The organism is Kluyvera genomosp. 2, assembly GCF_036759865.1.
Taxonomy (GTDB): domain Bacteria; phylum Pseudomonadota; class Gammaproteobacteria; order Enterobacterales; family Enterobacteriaceae; genus Kluyvera; species Kluyvera ascorbata_B.
Genome location: NZ_JAPKIA010000019.1, coordinates 101,919 through 119,266, shown reverse-complemented (window position 1 = coordinate 119,266; position 17,348 = coordinate 101,919). Strand labels below are relative to the sequence as shown.

At 54.7% G+C, this 17,348-nt stretch carries 15 protein-coding genes and 1 tRNA gene; 9 read left to right on the top strand and 7 right to left on the bottom strand.

Going from position 1 to position 17,348, the window contains the following annotated elements:
* Positions 1–295: 295 nt before the first annotated feature.
* On the top strand, positions 296–850 hold the full coding sequence (locus V6942_RS19500) for a hypothetical protein (protein ID WP_333501690.1): 555 nt from the start codon (positions 296–298) through the stop codon (positions 848–850).
* Between the two features lie 357 nt (positions 851–1,207).
* Here V6942_RS19500 and V6942_RS19495 read toward each other — a convergent pair whose 3' ends face one another.
* Positions 1,208–2,467 carry a tyrosine-type recombinase/integrase gene (locus V6942_RS19495; protein ID WP_149335672.1) on the bottom strand — a complete coding sequence of 420 codons (1,260 nt, stop codon included), beginning with the start codon at positions 2,465–2,467 and terminating at the stop codon, positions 1,208–1,210.
* Between the two features lie 198 nt (positions 2,468–2,665).
* A tRNA-Leu gene (locus V6942_RS19490) sits at positions 2,666–2,750 on the bottom strand.
* Positions 2,751–2,953: 203 nt separating this feature from the next.
* Between V6942_RS19490 and ahr the strand changes: the two genes are divergently transcribed.
* Together ahr and V6942_RS19480 are read left to right on the top strand one after the other, a co-directional pair.
* The gene (gene ahr, locus V6942_RS19485; RefSeq protein WP_106927616.1) at positions 2,954–3,973 is read left to right on the top strand and encodes an NADPH-dependent aldehyde reductase Ahr; all 1,020 of its coding nucleotides are present in this window, start codon (positions 2,954–2,956) and stop codon (positions 3,971–3,973) included.
* Between the two features lie 128 nt (positions 3,974–4,101).
* The gene (locus V6942_RS19480) at positions 4,102–5,604 is read left to right on the top strand and encodes a helicase HerA-like C-terminal domain-containing protein (protein ID WP_182929561.1); all 1,503 of its coding nucleotides are present in this window, start codon (positions 4,102–4,104) and stop codon (positions 5,602–5,604) included.
* Positions 5,605–5,765: 161 nt separating this feature from the next.
* On the opposite strand, the gene lptG is transcribed toward V6942_RS19480, so the two are convergent.
* Together lptG and lptF are read right to left on the bottom strand one after the other, a co-directional pair.
* Positions 5,766–6,848, bottom strand: coding sequence for an LPS export ABC transporter permease LptG (gene lptG, locus V6942_RS19475; RefSeq protein ID WP_106927612.1), 1,083 nt, complete (start codon positions 6,846–6,848; stop codon positions 5,766–5,768).
* A complete protein-coding gene (gene lptF / locus V6942_RS19470) occupies positions 6,848–7,948 on the bottom strand; it encodes an LPS export ABC transporter permease LptF (RefSeq protein ID WP_182929562.1) in 1,101 nt (366 codons plus the stop codon). Before lptF ends, lptG begins: the two co-directional genes overlap by 1 nt.
* Positions 7,949–8,215: 267 nt before the next feature.
* Between lptF and pepA the strand changes: the two genes are divergently transcribed.
* From pepA to V6942_RS19450, 4 genes are all read left to right on the top strand, one after another.
* A complete protein-coding gene (pepA, locus tag V6942_RS19465) occupies positions 8,216–9,727 on the top strand; it encodes a leucyl aminopeptidase (protein ID WP_064546996.1) in 1,512 nt (503 codons plus the stop codon).
* A 169-nt stretch (positions 9,728–9,896) separates the two neighbouring features.
* The gene (holC, locus tag V6942_RS19460; RefSeq protein WP_333501689.1) at positions 9,897–10,340 is read left to right on the top strand and encodes a DNA polymerase III subunit chi; all 444 of its coding nucleotides are present in this window, start codon (positions 9,897–9,899) and stop codon (positions 10,338–10,340) included.
* Positions 10,340–13,195, top strand: a complete 2,856-nt coding sequence (locus V6942_RS19455; RefSeq protein ID WP_333501688.1) for a valine--tRNA ligase — start codon at positions 10,340–10,342, stop codon at positions 13,193–13,195. Before holC ends, V6942_RS19455 begins: the two co-directional genes overlap by 1 nt.
* Positions 13,196–13,425: 230 nt before the next feature.
* The gene (locus tag V6942_RS19450; RefSeq protein WP_333501687.1) at positions 13,426–13,929 is read left to right on the top strand and encodes a GNAT family N-acetyltransferase; all 504 of its coding nucleotides are present in this window, start codon (positions 13,426–13,428) and stop codon (positions 13,927–13,929) included.
* 21 nt (positions 13,930–13,950) lie between these two features.
* Here V6942_RS19450 and V6942_RS19445 read toward each other — a convergent pair whose 3' ends face one another.
* The 3 genes from V6942_RS19445 to rraB all read right to left on the bottom strand — a co-directional run bounded on the left by V6942_RS19445 (position 13,951) and on the right by rraB (position 16,143).
* A complete protein-coding gene (locus tag V6942_RS19445) occupies positions 13,951–14,781 on the bottom strand; it encodes a topoisomerase II (RefSeq protein ID WP_106927602.1) in 831 nt (276 codons plus the stop codon).
* A 133-nt stretch (positions 14,782–14,914) separates the two neighbouring features.
* Entirely contained in the window at positions 14,915–15,673 is a 759-nt protein-coding gene (gene miaE, locus V6942_RS19440) for a tRNA isopentenyl-2-thiomethyl-A-37 hydroxylase MiaE (RefSeq protein ID WP_106927600.1), read from the bottom strand.
* 50 nt (positions 15,674–15,723) lie between these two features.
* Complete coding sequence (gene rraB / locus V6942_RS19435; protein WP_333501686.1) at positions 15,724–16,143, bottom strand: ribonuclease E inhibitor RraB; 420 nt, start codon at positions 16,141–16,143, stop codon at positions 15,724–15,726.
* Positions 16,144–16,238: 95 nt separating this feature from the next.
* On the opposite strand from rraB, the gene argL reads away from it, so the two are divergent.
* Positions 16,239–16,304 (top strand): putative translational regulatory protein ArgL, encoded by a 66-nt coding sequence (gene argL / locus V6942_RS23500; protein ID WP_374956744.1) that lies wholly within the window; start codon positions 16,239–16,241, stop codon positions 16,302–16,304.
* The gene (gene argF / locus V6942_RS19430) at positions 16,304–17,308 is read left to right on the top strand and encodes an ornithine carbamoyltransferase (protein WP_106927626.1); all 1,005 of its coding nucleotides are present in this window, start codon (positions 16,304–16,306) and stop codon (positions 17,306–17,308) included. The genes argL and argF overlap by 1 nt, the downstream gene beginning before the upstream one ends.
* Positions 17,309–17,348: the final 40 nt, after the last annotated feature.

Below are 17,348 nucleotides of genomic sequence, written 5' to 3'. Positions count from 1 at the left end.
AGATACGTGATCTGATCCTTCAACTCAGCAAAAGTTCGATTTATTCAACAAAGCCGTTGAAAAGTACAAGCTGAAGTTTAGATCCAGAAATTGACATTGCTCAAAAAAATATTTTTATCATTGTGCAGTTCGTCATGATCGTCACAAACCTACAGAAACAAATTAAGGAGGTAATGAGCTGTTTCTCTTAGGGTATATTTTAGTTAGCTTCATGTTCATATGATAGTCAAACAATATTAGATTAAAAGTTTAGTTAATACTGTTTTATTTAAAATGATATAGAGGAGTAATGTAAATGATTAAATGGATGCGGAAAGTTTTATTGTCAGATTGCACCCCCTCAGTTATATGCTTTTTTTTACTATTAAAAATGGATTATTCAATATTATCTAGTTGGCCACAGAATCAATCAATTGATAATAGAGTTAAGCTAGCTTTGTTATTTATACACTTGATTATGATATTTGCAATTCTTTCCCCACTTATAAGTCGGTTATTATCACGTGTAGGTAATGAAAGGTTAAATAAATTTATCGCTCTACCAAAATCGGATAAAAACATCACGTATATTGATTTATATGACTTTTTAATCGGCCTTGCTTTATCTGCGTTTTACTTGTCCATCCTACTTTTTACAATGAAGGAATTTTACGAGGTAACTGGATGGGTTATTTCCGGCATATATGTTTTTTTAATGTTTATTTCTGCCATTTCAATTGCCTCACTTTCATTAATGAGATTTATATGGCTGTTTGTTAAATATAATAAATATACCTATTCAGTTGTTGCTTTACTTGCGAGTAGTATGTGTATGGCAGTTCTAGGTGTAGCCATGAGAATGGCCTCATAATGCTCAACTCGCACTTATTGTAGAAAAATCACAATAGCAAATAGGAAAAAATAGTTTTACGACAGGGTACTTTATTAGTTTTCATTCCTGTCTTTATAGATAATAGGGTTAAAAATAGTACTTATTAATTGTCAAATAAACAGTCTAGGCGCAACGACGACTTTGTGTTGAGATTTTACCTTCGCTATAAAGTCGAAAATTACATGGGCGTAAAGTCCGTTTCACGCCCTAAAATGTTCAACGAGATCCAGTAAAGACGAGTTTTGCAATTCTAGTACCAGAATTATTTCGTTTCTTCATGGCGAATTCTGATCCGCCCGCATTGTTAAATGATCCACATCTATTTAACAATTATTTTTATCTTAGAAACTGTTTCCCGAAGTCAAACGGACTAACCCCCCTCTCCCGATTGGCATCCAGATAATCCGCCCACCACTGTAGCATCAGCCTCCTCTCTCCCAAATGCTCCGCCTTATGGATGTAAGCTGCCCGAACAGAGCTACGCTCCTGATGGCTCATCTGCCTCTCCACTGCATCCCTCGACCACAATCCTGATTCAATAAGTGAACTACACGCCATAGTCCTGAATCCATGCCCACAAATTTCCGTTTTCGTGTCATACCCCATCACTCGCAAAGCCTTGTTAACCGTATTCTCACTCATCGGCTTACGGGGATCGTGATCGCCAACGAAGATCAGCTCTCGGTTTCCATTCATACTTTTGATCTTTTCCAGAATAGCTAAGGCCTGACGCGATAAGGGAACAAGATGAGGTGTCCGCATCTTTGAACCACGCTGAGAATGCTTAACACCTTCCAGCGGTTCACGCTCTCCGGGAATCGTCCACATAGCCGTTTCAAAATCCACTTCTGTCCAGCGAGCAAAACGTAGCTCGCTCGAACGGATGAAAACCAATAAAGTGAGTTCAACCGCCAGTCGAGTTAACGGTCTGCCAGAATAGTGATCTATGCGATGAAGTAATTCAGGTATACGGTTCAGTTCAAGAGCTGCACGGTGCTGTCTTTTCGCCGTAGCAACCGCACCTGCAATCTCTTGTGCGGGGTTGTAGTCGATTAAGCCGCTCTGAACGGCAAATCGCATAATCGCGGTAGTACGCTGCTGTAAACGGGCGGCAACTTCGAGCCGCCCGGATGACTCGACTGCTTTAATGGGTACAAGAAGATCCCGCGTCTTCAGTTCCGCAATGTTCCGCTTACCGATAGCAGTAAAGAGATTATCCTCCAGACTTTTCAAAACACGAGCGCTATGCGATGCCGACCACTTCTGATTGCTGGCGTGCCAGTCTCTGGCGACTACTTCAAACGTTATCGCCTCTTGTTCCTGTTCTACCTTAACAGCTTTCTTGTTCTCACTGGGATCGATGCCATTAGCTAATAGTTTACGGGCTTCATCCTTGCGTGCCCTGGCATCCGCCAGCGAGACTTCGGGGTATTTCCCTAAAGCCAGCATCTTTTCTTTACCGCCAAAACGATAACGCAGCCGCCAGTATTTTGAGCCATTAGGGTGAACCAGCAAAACCATACCGTCGCCGTCAGTAAGTTTATAGGCTTTTGCTTCAGGCTTAGCCGAACGAACCTTCACATCACTCAGAGCCATGATGAGTATCCTTTCAAGGGTTCTGTGTGGGTACAAACATTATCGAACCGTGATATACCCGCAGTTGTACCCGCATCAGTAAGTTGATGTAGATTGAATCAGGTTGACTTAGGTTGAGTGAAAAAGCGAGGAAAGCCTTGCGGATACTGGATTTCAGACACAAAAAAAGACGTCCGTTGACGTCTATTGATGTTCCGATGGTGCCGAAGGCCGGACTCGAACCGGCACGTATTTCTACGGTTGATTTTGAATCAACTGCGTCTACCGATTTCGCCACTCCGGCACGGAAAGGTATGCGGAAAACGTTGAGGATTATACCTGCCACGCGCCACCATGCAAGCGCCAGCGTACGCTAATGTCGCTAAGTGTCGAAAAAAACAACACAACGAAGTCACGTTCACTATTGCCTTAATCCCCCCTTCCGCCAAGCACTTCCCCTCCCCATGCTCTACACTCTCAGTTCAACACCAAACTGAGAGAAGCACGATGTCCATAATAAAAAGCTACGCCGCGAAAAACGCCGGTGGGGAACTGGAAGTCTGGGAATACGATGCCGGGGAGCTGCTGCCGGAAGACGTTGAGGTGAAAGTGGATTACTGCGGGATCTGCCACTCGGACCTGTCGATGATCGACAACGAATGGGGGTTCTCTCAATATCCGCTGGTTGCCGGTCACGAGGTGATTGGTCATGTGGTAGCGCTGGGCAGCGCCGCGCAGAATAAAGGGCTGAAAATTGGCCAGCGCGTGGGCATTGGCTGGACGGCGCGCAGCTGTGGCCACTGCGATGCCTGTATCGATGGCAACCAGATTAACTGTACCGAAGGCTCGGTGCCGACCATCATCAACCACGGCGGCTTTGCCGATAAGCTGCGCGCTGACTGGCAGTGGGTGATTCCACTGCCGGACAACATTGATATCGAAACCGCAGGCCCGATGCTGTGCGGCGGGATTACGGTATTTAAACCGCTGCTGATGCATCATGTCACCGCCACCAGCCGCGTGGGGGTGATTGGGATCGGTGGTCTGGGGCATATCGCCATTAAGCTGCTGCGCGCGATGGGTGCCGAGGTGACTGCCTTTAGCTCGAATCCATCAAAAGAACAGGAAGTGCGGGCGATGGGCGCAGACCACGTGGTTAATAGCCGTTCGCCGGAAGCGCTCAAAGAGTTGGCGGGTCAGTTCGATCTGATCATCAACACCGTCAACGTCGACCTGAACTGGCAGCCGTACTTCGAAGCGCTGGCCTCGGGCGGCAACTTCCACACCGTGGGCGCAGTGCTCACGCCGCTGCCGGTGCCGGCGTTTACCCTGATTGGCGGCGACCGCAGCGTCTCCGGTTCGGCAACGGGTAACCCGTTCGAGCTGCGCAAGCTGATGAAGTTTGCCGGCCGCAGCAAGGTGGCGCCTATTACCGAACTGTTCCCGATGTCGAAAATTAACGACGCCATCCAGCACGTGCGCGACGGTAAAGCCCGTTACCGCGTGGTGCTGAAAGCCGACTTCTGATATGCCACCGGCGGCGTTCTGCCGCCGGTTCTCTGCACCACTCCCCCTTACCGCAAAACAGACAATTTACCGCGCCGCAATGCCTTTGTTTTGCCTATACTCGACGCAGAATAAATGGAGGATTTATCATGAGCGCACCGCTGCTGATTGCACGCACCCAGGACACGCAGCTTGTTTTGCTGCCCAATATGGCCAACCGTCACGGGCTGATTACCGGCGCTACCGGCACGGGGAAAACCGTCACCCTGCAAAAACTGGCGGAGTCATTCTCAGAGATTGGCGTACCGGTATTTATGGCCGACGTAAAGGGCGATCTGACCGGCATCGCCAAAGAAGGCCTGGCGTCGGAGAAGCTGATGGCACGCCTGAACAACATCGGTGTCACCGACTGGGAACCGCACGCCAATCCGGTGGTGGTGTGGGATATCTTCGGTGAAAAAGGCCATCCGGTGCGCGCGACCGTCTCAGACCTTGGTCCGCTGCTGCTCGCGCGCCTGCTGAACCTTAACGAGGTGCAGTCCGGGGTGCTGAATATCATCTTCCGCATCGCCGACGACCAGGGCCTGTTGCTGCTGGACTTCAAAGACCTGCGCGCCATCACCCAGTACATCGGCGATAACGCGAAATCCTTCCAGAACCAGTACGGCAACATCAGCACTGCTTCCGTCGGAGCGATCCAGCGCGGGCTACTGACGCTTGAGCAACAGGGGGCCGAGCACTTCTTCGGCGAGCCGATGCTCGATATTAAAGACTGGATGCGCGTCGACAGTAACGGTAAAGGCATCATCAATATCCTCAGCGCTGAAAAGCTCTACCAAATGCCGAAGCTCTACGCCGCCAGCCTGCTGTGGATGCTCTCTGAACTGTATGAGCAACTGCCGGAAGCCGGTGATCTCGAAAAACCCAAGCTGGTGTTCTTCTTCGACGAAGCGCACCTGCTGTTTAACGATGCGCCGCAGGTGTTGCTGGATAAAATCGAGCAGGTTATCCGCCTGATCCGCTCCAAGGGCGTCGGCGTCTATTTTGTCTCGCAGAACCCGTCGGATATCCCCGATGCGGTGCTCGGCCAGTTAGGTAACCGCGTGCAGCACGCCCTGCGCGCCTTCACGCCGAAGGATCAGAAAGCGGTGAAAACCGCCGCCCAGACAATGCGCGCCAACCCGGCGTTCAGCACCGAACAGGCGATACAGGAGCTGGGTACCGGTGAAGCGCTGATCTCCTTCCTCGATGAAAAAGGCAGCCCGTCGGTGGTTGAGCGAGCCATGGTGATTGCGCCGTGTTCGCGCATGGGGCCAGTGACCGACGATGAGCGTAACGGGCTAATCAACAACTCGCCGCTGTACGGCAAGTATGAGGATGAAGTCGACCGCGAATCCGCGTTCGAAATGCTGCAAAAAGGTGTACAGAACAGCGCGGGACAGGCGGACGCGCCACCGGCGAAGGGCCAGCAGCAAAGTGCCGATGACGGCCTGCTGGGCGGCCTGAAGGATATCTTCTTTGGCACCACCGGGCCGCGCGGCGGCAAGCACGATGGGCTGGTGCAAACGGCAGCGAAAAGCGCCGTGCGCCAGGTGACGAACCAGATTGTGCGTGGGATGTTGGGTAGCCTGCTGGGCGGGCGGCGGCGTTAGTTCTTCATCGCCGGTTTGCCGGATGGCGGCGTAAACGCCTTATCCGGCCTACGCCCTTCTGTACCATCCGGCGGCCAGCTCGGGCTACAGCACCCAATACCATCAAATAACAGGCACAAAAAACCCGGCGTCGCTTTCGCTTGGCCGGGTTATCAGTGGCGTTACGCTTTTCGCATCATCAGCCAGAGGCTTATCAGGAAGAAGCTGGCGCTTGGCAGCAGCGCGCCGATAATCGGCGGGATGCCGTACACCAGCGTCAGCGGGCCGAAGATCTGGTCAAGCACATAGAATACGAAGCCAAAGCTGATGCCGGTCACCACCCGCACGCCCATCGGTACGCTGCGCAGCGGGCCGAAGATAAACGACAGCGCCATCAGCATCATCACCGCCACCGACAGCGGCTGGAAGACCTTGCTCCACATATTCAACTGGTAACGACCGGCATCCTGGCCGCTGGCATGCAGATACTTCACGTAGTTGTGCAGGCCGCTAATCGACAGCGCATCCGGGTCCAGCGCGACCACGCCGAGTTTGTCCGGCGTCAGGGTGGTTTTCCAGGTCCCGCTCACCGTCTGTGAGCCGGTGATCTGTTTCGGGTCGGTCAGGTTCGATTCATCCACCTGCGACAGCCGCCATACCTTCTGTTCGTTATCAAACTTCGCGCTGGCCGCATAGCGCACGGACTGTAAACGACGCTCGTTGTTAAAGCTGTAGATGCTCACGCCGCCCAGCTCATCGTTACCCTTTACCCGCTCAATATAGACGAAGTTGTGGCCATCTTTGGCCCACATGCCCTGCTGGGTGGAAAGCAGTGAGCCACCGTACATCTGCTGAGCACGATAGTTACGCGCCATCTGCTCGCCCTGCGGCGCCACCCACTCACCCATTGCCATGGTCAGCAGCACCAGCGGAATCGCGGTTTTCATTACCGACAGCGCCACCTGCATACGGGTAAAGCCCGACGCCTGCATCACCACCAGTTCACTGCGCTGGGCCAGCATGCCCAGGCCCAACAGCGCGCCAAGCAGCGCCGCCATCGGGAAGAAGATCTGCACGTCTTTCGGCACGCTGAGGAGGGTATAGATACCCGCGCCCAGCGCGTCATAGCTCCCCTGCCCGGCTTTCTTCAGCTGGTCGACAAACTTAATGATGCCGGACAGCGACACCAGCATGAACAGCGTCATCATGATAGTGGTGAAGATAGTTTTACCGATATAGCGGTCAAGTACACCAAATGGCTGCATTATACCGCTCCTTTATTGGTCAGGCGGGCGCGGAGACGGCGCATCGGTACGGTGTCCCACAGGTTGAGCGCGACGGCAACCGCGATGTACAGCAGGTTCACCGTCCACATCCACACGGCGGGATCGAGCTTGCCTTTACCGGCATTCGACTTCAGCGAAGTCTGCAGCAGGAAGAACACCAGATACAGCAGCATTGCCGGCAGCATTGACAGTACGCGCCCCTGGCGCGGGTTCACCACGCTCAGCGGTACCACCATCAGCGCCATAATAAACACCGTCAGTACCAGCGTAATGCGCCAGTGCAGCTCCGCACGAGCGCGATCGGTATCGGTGTTCCATAGCGTACGCATGTTCATCTGTTCGGTATCGGTCGGGTCAGCCGCTACCGCCTGATGGCCAACAATCGCCTGATAGTTTTTAAAATCAGTAATGCGGAAGTCGCGCAGCATCGCGGTCCCTTCGAAGCGCGTCCCCTGGTTAAGGGTGACAACCTGAGAGCCGTCCTTATGCTGAGAAAGCTGGCCGGAGTCGGCGACAACGACCGAAGGGCGCGCGCTACCTTTTGGCCGCAGCTGCGCCAGGAAGACGTCGTGGAACTTAGCACCATTCACGCCTTCAATAAATAACACCGCGTTGCCGTCGGTGGACTGCTGGAACTGGCCCTGCGCCAGCGCCGCCATGCCGGGGTTGGCCTTGGCCTCCGCCAGCACTTCATCTTGATGGCGAGAGGACCACGGCCCCAGCCACATCACGTTGACCGCCGCAACGATGCCGGTAAACAGCGCCAGCACCATCGCTGCTTTCACCAGCACGGCTTTACTCAGGCCGCAGGCGTGCATCACCGTAATTTCACTTTCGGTATACAGTTTTCCCAGCGTCATCAATAGACCGAGGAACAGGCTCAGCGGTAAGATAAGCTGTGCCATTTCGGGTACGCCGAGCCCCAGCAAAGAGAGGACCAGGTTTGTCGGGATATCGCCATCAACCGCAGCGCCAAGGATCCTCACCAGTTTTTGACAAAAGAAGATCAAAAGCAGGATGAAGAGGATGGCAAGCTGGCTTTTTAGCGTCTCCCGCACCAGATATCGTATGATTATCACTATAAATACGCCCGTAAAAACCCGTCTTATTGCAGGAAAATAGCTTGTTTCATGGCTTAAACGTCATTTATTCTCTTGAGTCGTCGAAAACATCGCTAAGATTAAATGACTCAGCGGTTTCACGTTTCAGGACCTGTTCTGACGTGCCAACACCGTAATAACGTTAAGATTAACACGAAGTCACCGCAACAGCGGAAATGAGTTACGTAAGCTTGCAATTCTATCCGTAGCCACCGCCGTTGTCTTTAAGATTCAGGAGCGTAGTGCATGGAGTTCAGTGTAAAAAGTGGTAGCCCGGAGAAACAGCGGAGTGCCTGTATCGTCGTGGGCGTATTCGAACCACGTCGGCTCTCTCCCATCGCCGAACAGCTCGATAAAATCAGCGACGGCTACATCAGCGCGCTGCTGCGTCGCGGCGAACTGGAAGGCAAACCGGGGCAGACCTTATTGCTGCACCACGTACCTAACGTACTGTCAGAGCGCATCCTGCTGATCGGCTGCGGCAAAGAGCGCGAGCTTGACGAACGCCAGTACAAGCAGGTCATTCAGAAAACGATCAACACGCTGAATGACACAGGTTCCATGGAGGCCGTCTGCTTCCTGACCGAACTGCACGTTAAGGGTCGCAATAACTACTGGAAAGTACGCCAGGCGGTTGAAACAGCCAAAGAGACGCTGTACAGCTTTGACCAGCTTAAAACCAACAAAAGCGAGCCGCGTCGTCCGCTGCGTAAAATGGTCTTCAACGTACCAACCCGCCGTGAACTGACCAGCGGCGAGCGCGCCATTCAGCACGGACTGGCGATTGCTGCCGGTATTAAAGCCGCCAAAGATCTTGGCAACATGCCGCCAAACATCTGTAACGCGGCCTACCTGGCCTCTCAGGCGCGCCAGCTGGCAGACAGCTACAGCAAAAACGTCATCACCCGCGTGATCGGCGAACAGCAGATGAAAGAGCTGGGCATGCACTCCTACCTCGCGGTCGGCAACGGTTCACAAAACGAATCGCTGATGTCGGTCATCGAGTATAAAGGCGTCGAGTCCGAAGACGTTCGTCCGATTGTGCTGGTCGGCAAGGGTCTGACCTTCGACTCCGGCGGCATCTCTATTAAGCCGTCCGAAGGCATGGACGAAATGAAATACGACATGTGCGGCGCGGCGGCGGTGTACGGCGTGATGCGCATGGTTGCTGAACTTCAGCTACCGATTAACGTCATCGGCGTACTGGCAGGCTGTGAGAACATGCCGGGCGGGCGCGCGTATCGCCCGGGCGATGTGCTGACCACCATGTCCGGCCAGACCGTTGAAGTACTCAATACCGACGCCGAAGGCCGTCTGGTACTGTGCGACGTGTTAACCTACGTCGAACGCTTTGAGCCGGAGGCGGTGATTGACGTCGCGACCCTGACCGGTGCCTGCGTGATTGCGCTGGGCCATCACATCACCGGCCTGATGTCGAACCACAACCCGCTGGCGCATGAGCTGATCGGCGCGTCCGAGCAGTCTGGCGACCGCGCGTGGCGTCTGCCGCTGGGCGATGAGTATCAGGAGCAGCTGGAGTCTAACTTCGCGGATATGGCCAACATCGGCGGCCGTCCTGGCGGTGCGATCACCGCGGGCTGCTTCCTGGCGCGCTTTACCCGTAAGTACAACTGGGCGCACCTGGACATCGCCGGTACCGCATGGCGCTCCGGGAAAGCCAAAGGCGCTACCGGTCGTCCGGTGGCGCTGCTGTCGCAGTTCCTGCTCAATCGCGCTGGCTTTAACGGCGAAGAGTAATACGCTTCAAGCCTGCAACATGTAGGCCTGATAAGCGCAGCGCCATCAGGCACTGACGCACAATCGCCGGATGGCGGCGTTTACGCCTTATCCGGCCTACATACGGCAATAAATCGCAGGCCCGGTCCGCCGGGCGCTGCATTTAAATCCATCACAAGAAGCCCCATATATGAAGAATGCAACGTTCTATCTTCTGGACAACGACCCCACCGTCGACGAGCTCAGCGCCGTCGAGCAACTGGTGTGTGAAATTGCCGCAGAACGTTGGCGCGCCGGCAAGCGCGTGCTGATCGCCTGCGAAGACGAGCAGCAGGCCATTCGCCTGGATGAAGCGCTGTGGAGCAGGCCGCCCGAGAGCTTTGTACCGCATAACCTGGCTGGCGAAGGCCCGCGCGGCGGTGCGCCGGTCGAGATTGCGTGGCCTGCCAAGCGCAACAGCAGCCCACGGGATATACTGATCAGTCTGCGGGTAAACTTTGCAGATTTTGCCACCGCTTTCACAGAAGTGGTAGACTTCGTCCCTTACGAAGAAACTCTGAAACAACTCGCCCGCGATCGCTACAAAGCCTACCGCGTGGCTGGTTTTAACCTGAATACGGCAACCTGGAAATAATGGAAAAGACATATAACCCACAAGATATCGAACAGCCGCTTTACGAGCACTGGGAAAAGCAGGGCTATTTCAAGCCTAACGGCGACGAAAGCAAAGAGTCCTTCTGCATCATGATCCCGCCGCCGAACGTCACCGGCAGTTTGCATATGGGTCATGCTTTCCAGCAAACCATCATGGATACCATGATTCGCTACCAGCGCATGCAGGGTAAAAACACCCTGTGGCAGGCTGGTACCGACCACGCGGGTATTGCTACCCAGATGGTGGTTGAGCGTAAGATTGCCGCTGAAGAAGGTAAAACCCGTCACGACTATGGTCGCGAAGCATTTATCGACAAAATCTGGCAGTGGAAAGCGGAATCCGGCGGCACCATTACCCGTCAGATGCGCCGTCTCGGCAACTCCGTTGACTGGGAGCGCGAGCGCTTCACCATGGACGAAGGTCTTTCCAATGCCGTGAAAGAAGTCTTCGTTCGCCTGTACAAAGAAGATCTGATTTACCGTGGCAAGCGCCTGGTCAACTGGGACCCGAAACTGCGCACCGCCATCTCTGACCTGGAAGTGGAAAACCGCGAGTCTAAAGGCTCAATGTGGCACATCCGCTATCCGCTGGCCGACGGCGCGAAAACCGCAGACGGTAAAGATTACCTGGTCGTGGCGACCACCCGTCCGGAAACCATTCTGGGCGACACCGGCGTGGCCGTGAACCCGGAAGATCCGCGCTATAAAGATCTGATCGGCAAATTCGTTATTCTGCCGCTGGTTGACCGCCGTATTCCGATCGTCGGCGACGAACATGCCGATATGGAAAAAGGCACCGGCTGCGTGAAGATCACCCCTGCGCACGACTTTAACGACTATGAAGTCGGTCGTCGTCACGCCCTGCCAATGATCAACATCCTGACCTTTGATGGCGACATCCGCGAAACCGCGGAAGTGTATGACACCAAAGGCGAAGAGTCTGACGTTTACTCCAACGCTATCCCGACTGAATTCCAGAAGCTGGAACGCTTTGCCGCGCGTAAAGCGATCGTCGCTGCCATCGATGCGATGGGCCTGCTGGAAGAGATCAAACCTCACGATCTGACCGTGCCTTACGGCGACCGTGGCGGCGTGGTTATCGAGCCAATGCTGACCGACCAGTGGTACGTCCGTGCTGACGTACTGGCGAAACCGGCGGTTGAAGCGGTTGAGAACGGCGACATTCAGTTCGTACCGAAGCAGTACGAAAACATGTACTTCTCCTGGATGCGCGATATTCAGGACTGGTGTATCTCCCGTCAGCTGTGGTGGGGTCACCGTATCCCGGCATGGTACGACGAAGCGGGCAACGTCTATGTTGGCCGTACCGAAGACGAAGTGCGTCAGGAAAACAACCTCGGCGCCGACGTTGCGCTGCGTCAGGACGAAGACGTTCTGGATACCTGGTTCTCCTCCGCGCTGTGGACCTTCTCTACCCTCGGCTGGCCGGAAAATACCGACGCGCTGCGTCAGTTCCACCCAACCAGCGTGATGGTCTCCGGCTTCGACATTATCTTCTTCTGGATTGCCCGCATGATCATGATGACCATGCACTTCATCAAAGATGAAAACGGCAAGCCGCAGGTTCCGTTCCATACCGTCTACATGACCGGTCTGATTCGCGACGACGAAGGCCAGAAGATGTCCAAATCCAAGGGCAACGTTATCGACCCGCTGGATATGGTCGACGGTATCTCACTGCCGGAGCTGCTGGAAAAACGCACCGGTAACATGATGCAGCCGCAGCTGGCCGAGAAGATCGCCAAACGTACCGAGAAGCAGTTCCCGAACGGCATCGAGCCGCACGGCACCGACGCCCTGCGTTTCACCCTGGCGGCGCTGGCCTCTACTGGCCGCGACATCAACTGGGATATGAAGCGTCTGGAAGGTTACCGTAACTTCTGTAACAAGCTGTGGAACGCCAGCCGCTTCGTGCTGATGAACACCGAAGATCAGGATTGCGGTTTCAACGGCGGCGAAATGACCCTGTCTCTGGCAGACCGCTGGATCCTCGCTGAATTCAACCAGACCATCAAAGCGTACCGCGAAGCGCTGGATAACTTCCGCTTCGATATCGCCGCGGGCATTCTGTACGAGTTCACCTGGAACCAGTTCTGCGACTGGTATCTGGAGCTGACCAAGCCGGTAATGACCGGTGGTTCCGAGTCTGAACTGCGCGGCACCCGCAATACGCTGGTGACCGTGCTGGAAGGCCTGCTGCGCCTGGCGCACCCGATCATTCCATTCATTACCGAAACCATCTGGCAGCGCGTGAAAGTGATTTGTGGCAACACCGCAGATACCATCATGCTGCAGCCGTTCCCGGAATATAACGCTGCTCAGGTAGACGAAGCGGCGCTGGCCGATACCGAATGGCTGAAGCAGGCGATTGTTGCCGTACGTAACATCCGCGCGGAAATGAACATTGCCCCGGGCAAACAGCTGGAGCTGCTGCTGCGTGGTTGCAGCGCTGACGCAATGCGTCGCGTGAACGACAACAAGAGCTTCCTGCTGAACCTGGCGCGTCTGGAAAGCATCACCGTGCTGCCTGCCGATGACAAAGGTCCGGTCTCCGTGACCAAAATCATCGACGGCGCCGAGCTGCTGATCCCGATGGCGGGCCTCATCAACAAAGAAGATGAGCTGGCGCGTCTGGCGAAAGAAGTGGCGAAAATCGAAGGTGAGATTGCCCGTATCGAAGGCAAACTGTCCAACGAAGGTTTCGTTGCCCGCGCACCGGAAGCGGTGATCGCCAAAGAGCGTGAGAAGCTGGACGGTTACGCCGAAGCCAAAGCGAAGCTGATTGAGCAGCAGGCCGTTATCGCCGCGCTGTAAAAATCGTGCCCGTACGTTTGCCGGATGGCGCTACGCTTATCCGGCCTGTGGGCACCGTCAACGTAGGTCGGATAAGCGTAGCGCATCCGACAAAACCGACGGCTCATGAACCCGATAAAGCCTCTGATGCACCCGCTCAGAGGCTTTTTCTTGAATTATCCTCGCTTGCACTCCCCCGCCCCGCAGTGTTATTAACTGCATATGTTTCACCTTTTTGCTATGAGTTCGCTATGAGTGTTATGACACCTGTCTCGGCGACGCTGCGCCGCATTACCGCCGACGACAACGCCGCCATTGCCCGCGTAATCCGCCAGGTCTCCGCCGAATACGGCCTGACCGCCGATAAAGGCTACACGGTGGCCGATCCGAATCTGGACGAGCTGTTTCAGGTTTACAGCCAGCCGGGCTCCGCCTACTGGGTCGTCGAGCAAAATGGGCAGGTGATGGGCGGCGGCGGCGTGGCGCCGTTAGGCTGTAGTGAACCGGAAATTTGCGAACTGCAAAAAATGTACTTCCTGCCGAGCGTGCGCGGTCAGGGGCTGGCGAAAAAGCTGGCGCTGATGGCGCTCGATCACGCCCGCGAGCAGGGCTTTAAGCAATGCTACCTGGAAACCACGGCGTTTCTGACCGAAGCGATACGCCTGTACGAACGTCTGGGATTTGCGCACATCGACGAGCCGCTCGGCTGCACCGGGCATGTCGACTGCGAAGTGAAAATGTTAAAGCCCCTCTGATGTCGCAGGGGGCCATCGGGCTTACTGCATCTCGGCGGAGAGCGCCAGACGAATCACGCCGGCCGCGCGTGCCGTTGGCAGCTTCAGCACCTGCGTCCAGAGATCCTGCACCATTGCGCAACCTGCTTTCTCATTCCCCACGCCTTTACTCGGGTCGGCCATTATCTGAATATCCGGCCCATAGCGCTGTACCAGCTCCGGGGTGATAGTTTGCAGATCCTGGAGGGCGAGCTGCTTCTCCTCGGCGGTGACCGTGTGTTTTTCCGGGCCATAGGCAGCGCGCATCATGCTCATATCGCTCTCCATGCGTCGACTCATGATCGTTTGCGGAATGATCCGCACCGGGTTGATTCCCCCCTTCACCGCAGGGAAGAGGAAACGAAAACATTCGTCATCGCCCACTTTCGCCACCGCGGCAATCTGTTCGAGGTTAATCTTCATATATTCAATCACGTTGGCATCGGGCGCCTGCTGTAAACGCGCCATCTGTATTTGAAGGATCTGCGGCTGGATGGTATCGATAATTTGCTGTTCGCTTTTCCCTGCTTCTTTCATTTGCGCCGACTGGCTAAGGATCTTCGTCCACAGCGCGGGCTCTTGCTCCTTCAGCACCTGATAGACCGGCATCGACAGCATCGCTTTTTCGAATTTCTGCGTTTCCGTCAGGCCATAGTCCGGGCTTTCGCGCGGGATCAGGTAGTGCACATCAAACAGATTCCAGCCGATAATTGCGACGACAAAAATCACCGCACCGGAAACCTTGCCTACCCAGCCTTTTTTGCGGAAAACGCCAACGACAATAGCGATGACCGCACCGATGTAGCCCGCTAGCAATACATGTGCCCAGTTCATAAACCATCCTTATTTAAATCAAGCGTTATGGGGATTTCCTCCCCTTTATTACGTTTTGATTATTAAGGTAATGAAGGTTTTTTTCCAGCCACCCTTTTTCGTCCTCAGCGGCATCAAGGGGGACAAAAAAGGGCTAGACCGGCACACCGCTGTGGAAGCGAAACTCGTCATCCGGCGAGGAAATCAGCGCCGCTTCGACTTCACCAAAGAAGCGCACCCGTTCGCTGATATCGCTATCTGAAATTTGCTGCGCCAGCGCTAAATAGTCCTGATAGTGCCGCGCTTCAGAGCGCAGAAGCGACAGATAAAACGCCTGTAAATCGGCTTCAAGGTACGGTGCCAGCGCGGCGAAACGCTCGCAGGAGCGGGCTTCGATATAGGCTCCACAAATCAGCTTATCGATAAGCGTCAACGGCTCGTGGGTACGAACCTCTTTGAGCATGCCTTTCGCGTAGCGGCTGGCGGTGATTTTGACGTAGGGAATGTTGCGATGCTGCATCGCCTCGCGCACCTGCCAGAAGTGGTGCAACTCCTCTTTGATCAGCAGCACCATGCTATCGATAAGCCTGCGGCCCCACGGATCGTCGGTTTGCGGCATCACGCTTTTGTTAATCTGCCGATTCAGCGCGGCAAAATCCGGCTCCTCACCCTCGCGAAACGCAAAGGCTTCATACGGCTTCAGCCAGTCAAGGAGCGCCTGAGCTCCCGCCTTGTCGGCGACATATTTACGCACCAGCAGCATCGCGGTTTGCGCCGCTTTCAGCTCGCAAACTAAGTGGTCGGTCAGCAGCAGGGGAAGATTGGCCGGGTCGCGGGCTTTATCGAGCCACGCCTGCGGCGTTTTGCAGTGCAGAAAGTTGAGAACGGGAGAGAGTATTTGCGGGTAATCCATCGGTTATCCTTGACCCTGCGGCAGCAGGCGCTGCCGCAGGTGAATGATGCTTAGTGACGCACACCATCGTCGTCTTCGTCGACCTCATCTTCGTCGTCGTCGCCTTCTTCGCCGTTAGGATCTTCGTAGTAGGTACCCCAACCGTCATACTCAACCTCAAACTTCTCGGCCAGGGTCATCAGCTGTTCAACCTGCGCGTCGATAAGCTCGGCGTTCAGCGCACATTCGCTGAGAATGTCGCAGCAGATCACGGTGTCGCCTTCTTCCACTTCCAGCTCTTCCGGTTCAGTCACTTCATAGCCCAGCTTGAACGCTTCAACCGCCGCCTTTTCCAGCGTTTCAAAATCGTCGGCGGACAGGTGGTGTTCGATGGTGTACAGCGCGTCAGGATCGCTGCCGTCTTCCAGCAGTTCTTCAATAATCAGACGCGTCTCTTCACGCTGCTCTTCCAGGTGTTCCGGGTTTGCCATGGCTCGTTCCTCGTAATGTGGCTGATACTCTTATTGTCACATACCGTTGCCGTTGCCTCCACCTTTCCGAGAAAGATTTGTCATGGGGGTTGCAAATGAATATTCATACATATAAAGTGAATTTTAATTCAATAAGTGGCTTAAGCCAGGTGAGGGAATGATGTCTACTCTGTATAAAAAGAACTTCTTAAAATTACTCGATTTTACCCCTGCAGAAATCACCACCCTGCTGCAGCTCGCGGCAAAACTCAAAGCGGATAAAAAAAGCGGCACGGAGTCGCCGAACCTGACCGGTAAAAACATCGCGCTCATCTTCGAAAAAGACTCAACCCGTACACGATGCTCTTTCGAAGTTGCCGCTTACGATCAGGGCGCCCGCGCTACCTACCTCGGCTCCAGCGGCAGCCAGATTGGCCACAAAGAATCCATTAAAGACACCGCCCGCGTGCTGGGCCGCATGTATGACGGTATTCAATACCGCGGTTACGGCCAGGAGATTGTCGAAACGCTGGCAGAGTACTCCGGCGTACCGGTATGGAACGGCCTGACCGATGAGTTTCACCCGACCCAACTGCTGGCGGACCTGCTGACCATGCAGGAACATTTGCCGGGCAAAGCGTTCAATGAAATGACGCTGGTTTATGCAGGCGACGCGCGCAATAACATGGGTAACTCGATGCTCGAAGCGGCGGCGCTGACCGGCCTGGATTTGCGTCTTGTTGCGCCGCAGGCCTGCTGGCCGGAAGAGAGCCTGGTCGCCGAATGCAAAGCGCTGGCGCAGAAAAACGGCGGCAACGTCACGCTGACGGAAGATATTGCCGCAGGCGTGAAAGGCGCTGACTTTATCTATACCGATGTGTGGGTATCGATGGGGGAAGCCAAAGAGAAATGGGCAGAGCGTATCGCCCTGCTGCGCGGCTATCAGGTCAACAGCGCGATGATGAAATTGACCGGTAACCCGCAGGTGAAATTCCTGCACTGCCTGCCTGCGTTCCATGACGACCAGACGACGCTTGGCAAAAAAATGGCGGCGGAGTACGGCATGCACGGCGGCATGGAAGTGACCGACGAGGTCTTTGAATCGCCGGCGAGCATCGTGTTTGACCAGGCGGAAAACCGGATGCACACCATTAAAGCGGTGATGGTCGCGACGCTGAGCAAGTAACAGCAGCCACAGGACGCCGGGTTTTCCCGGCGTCGGCATT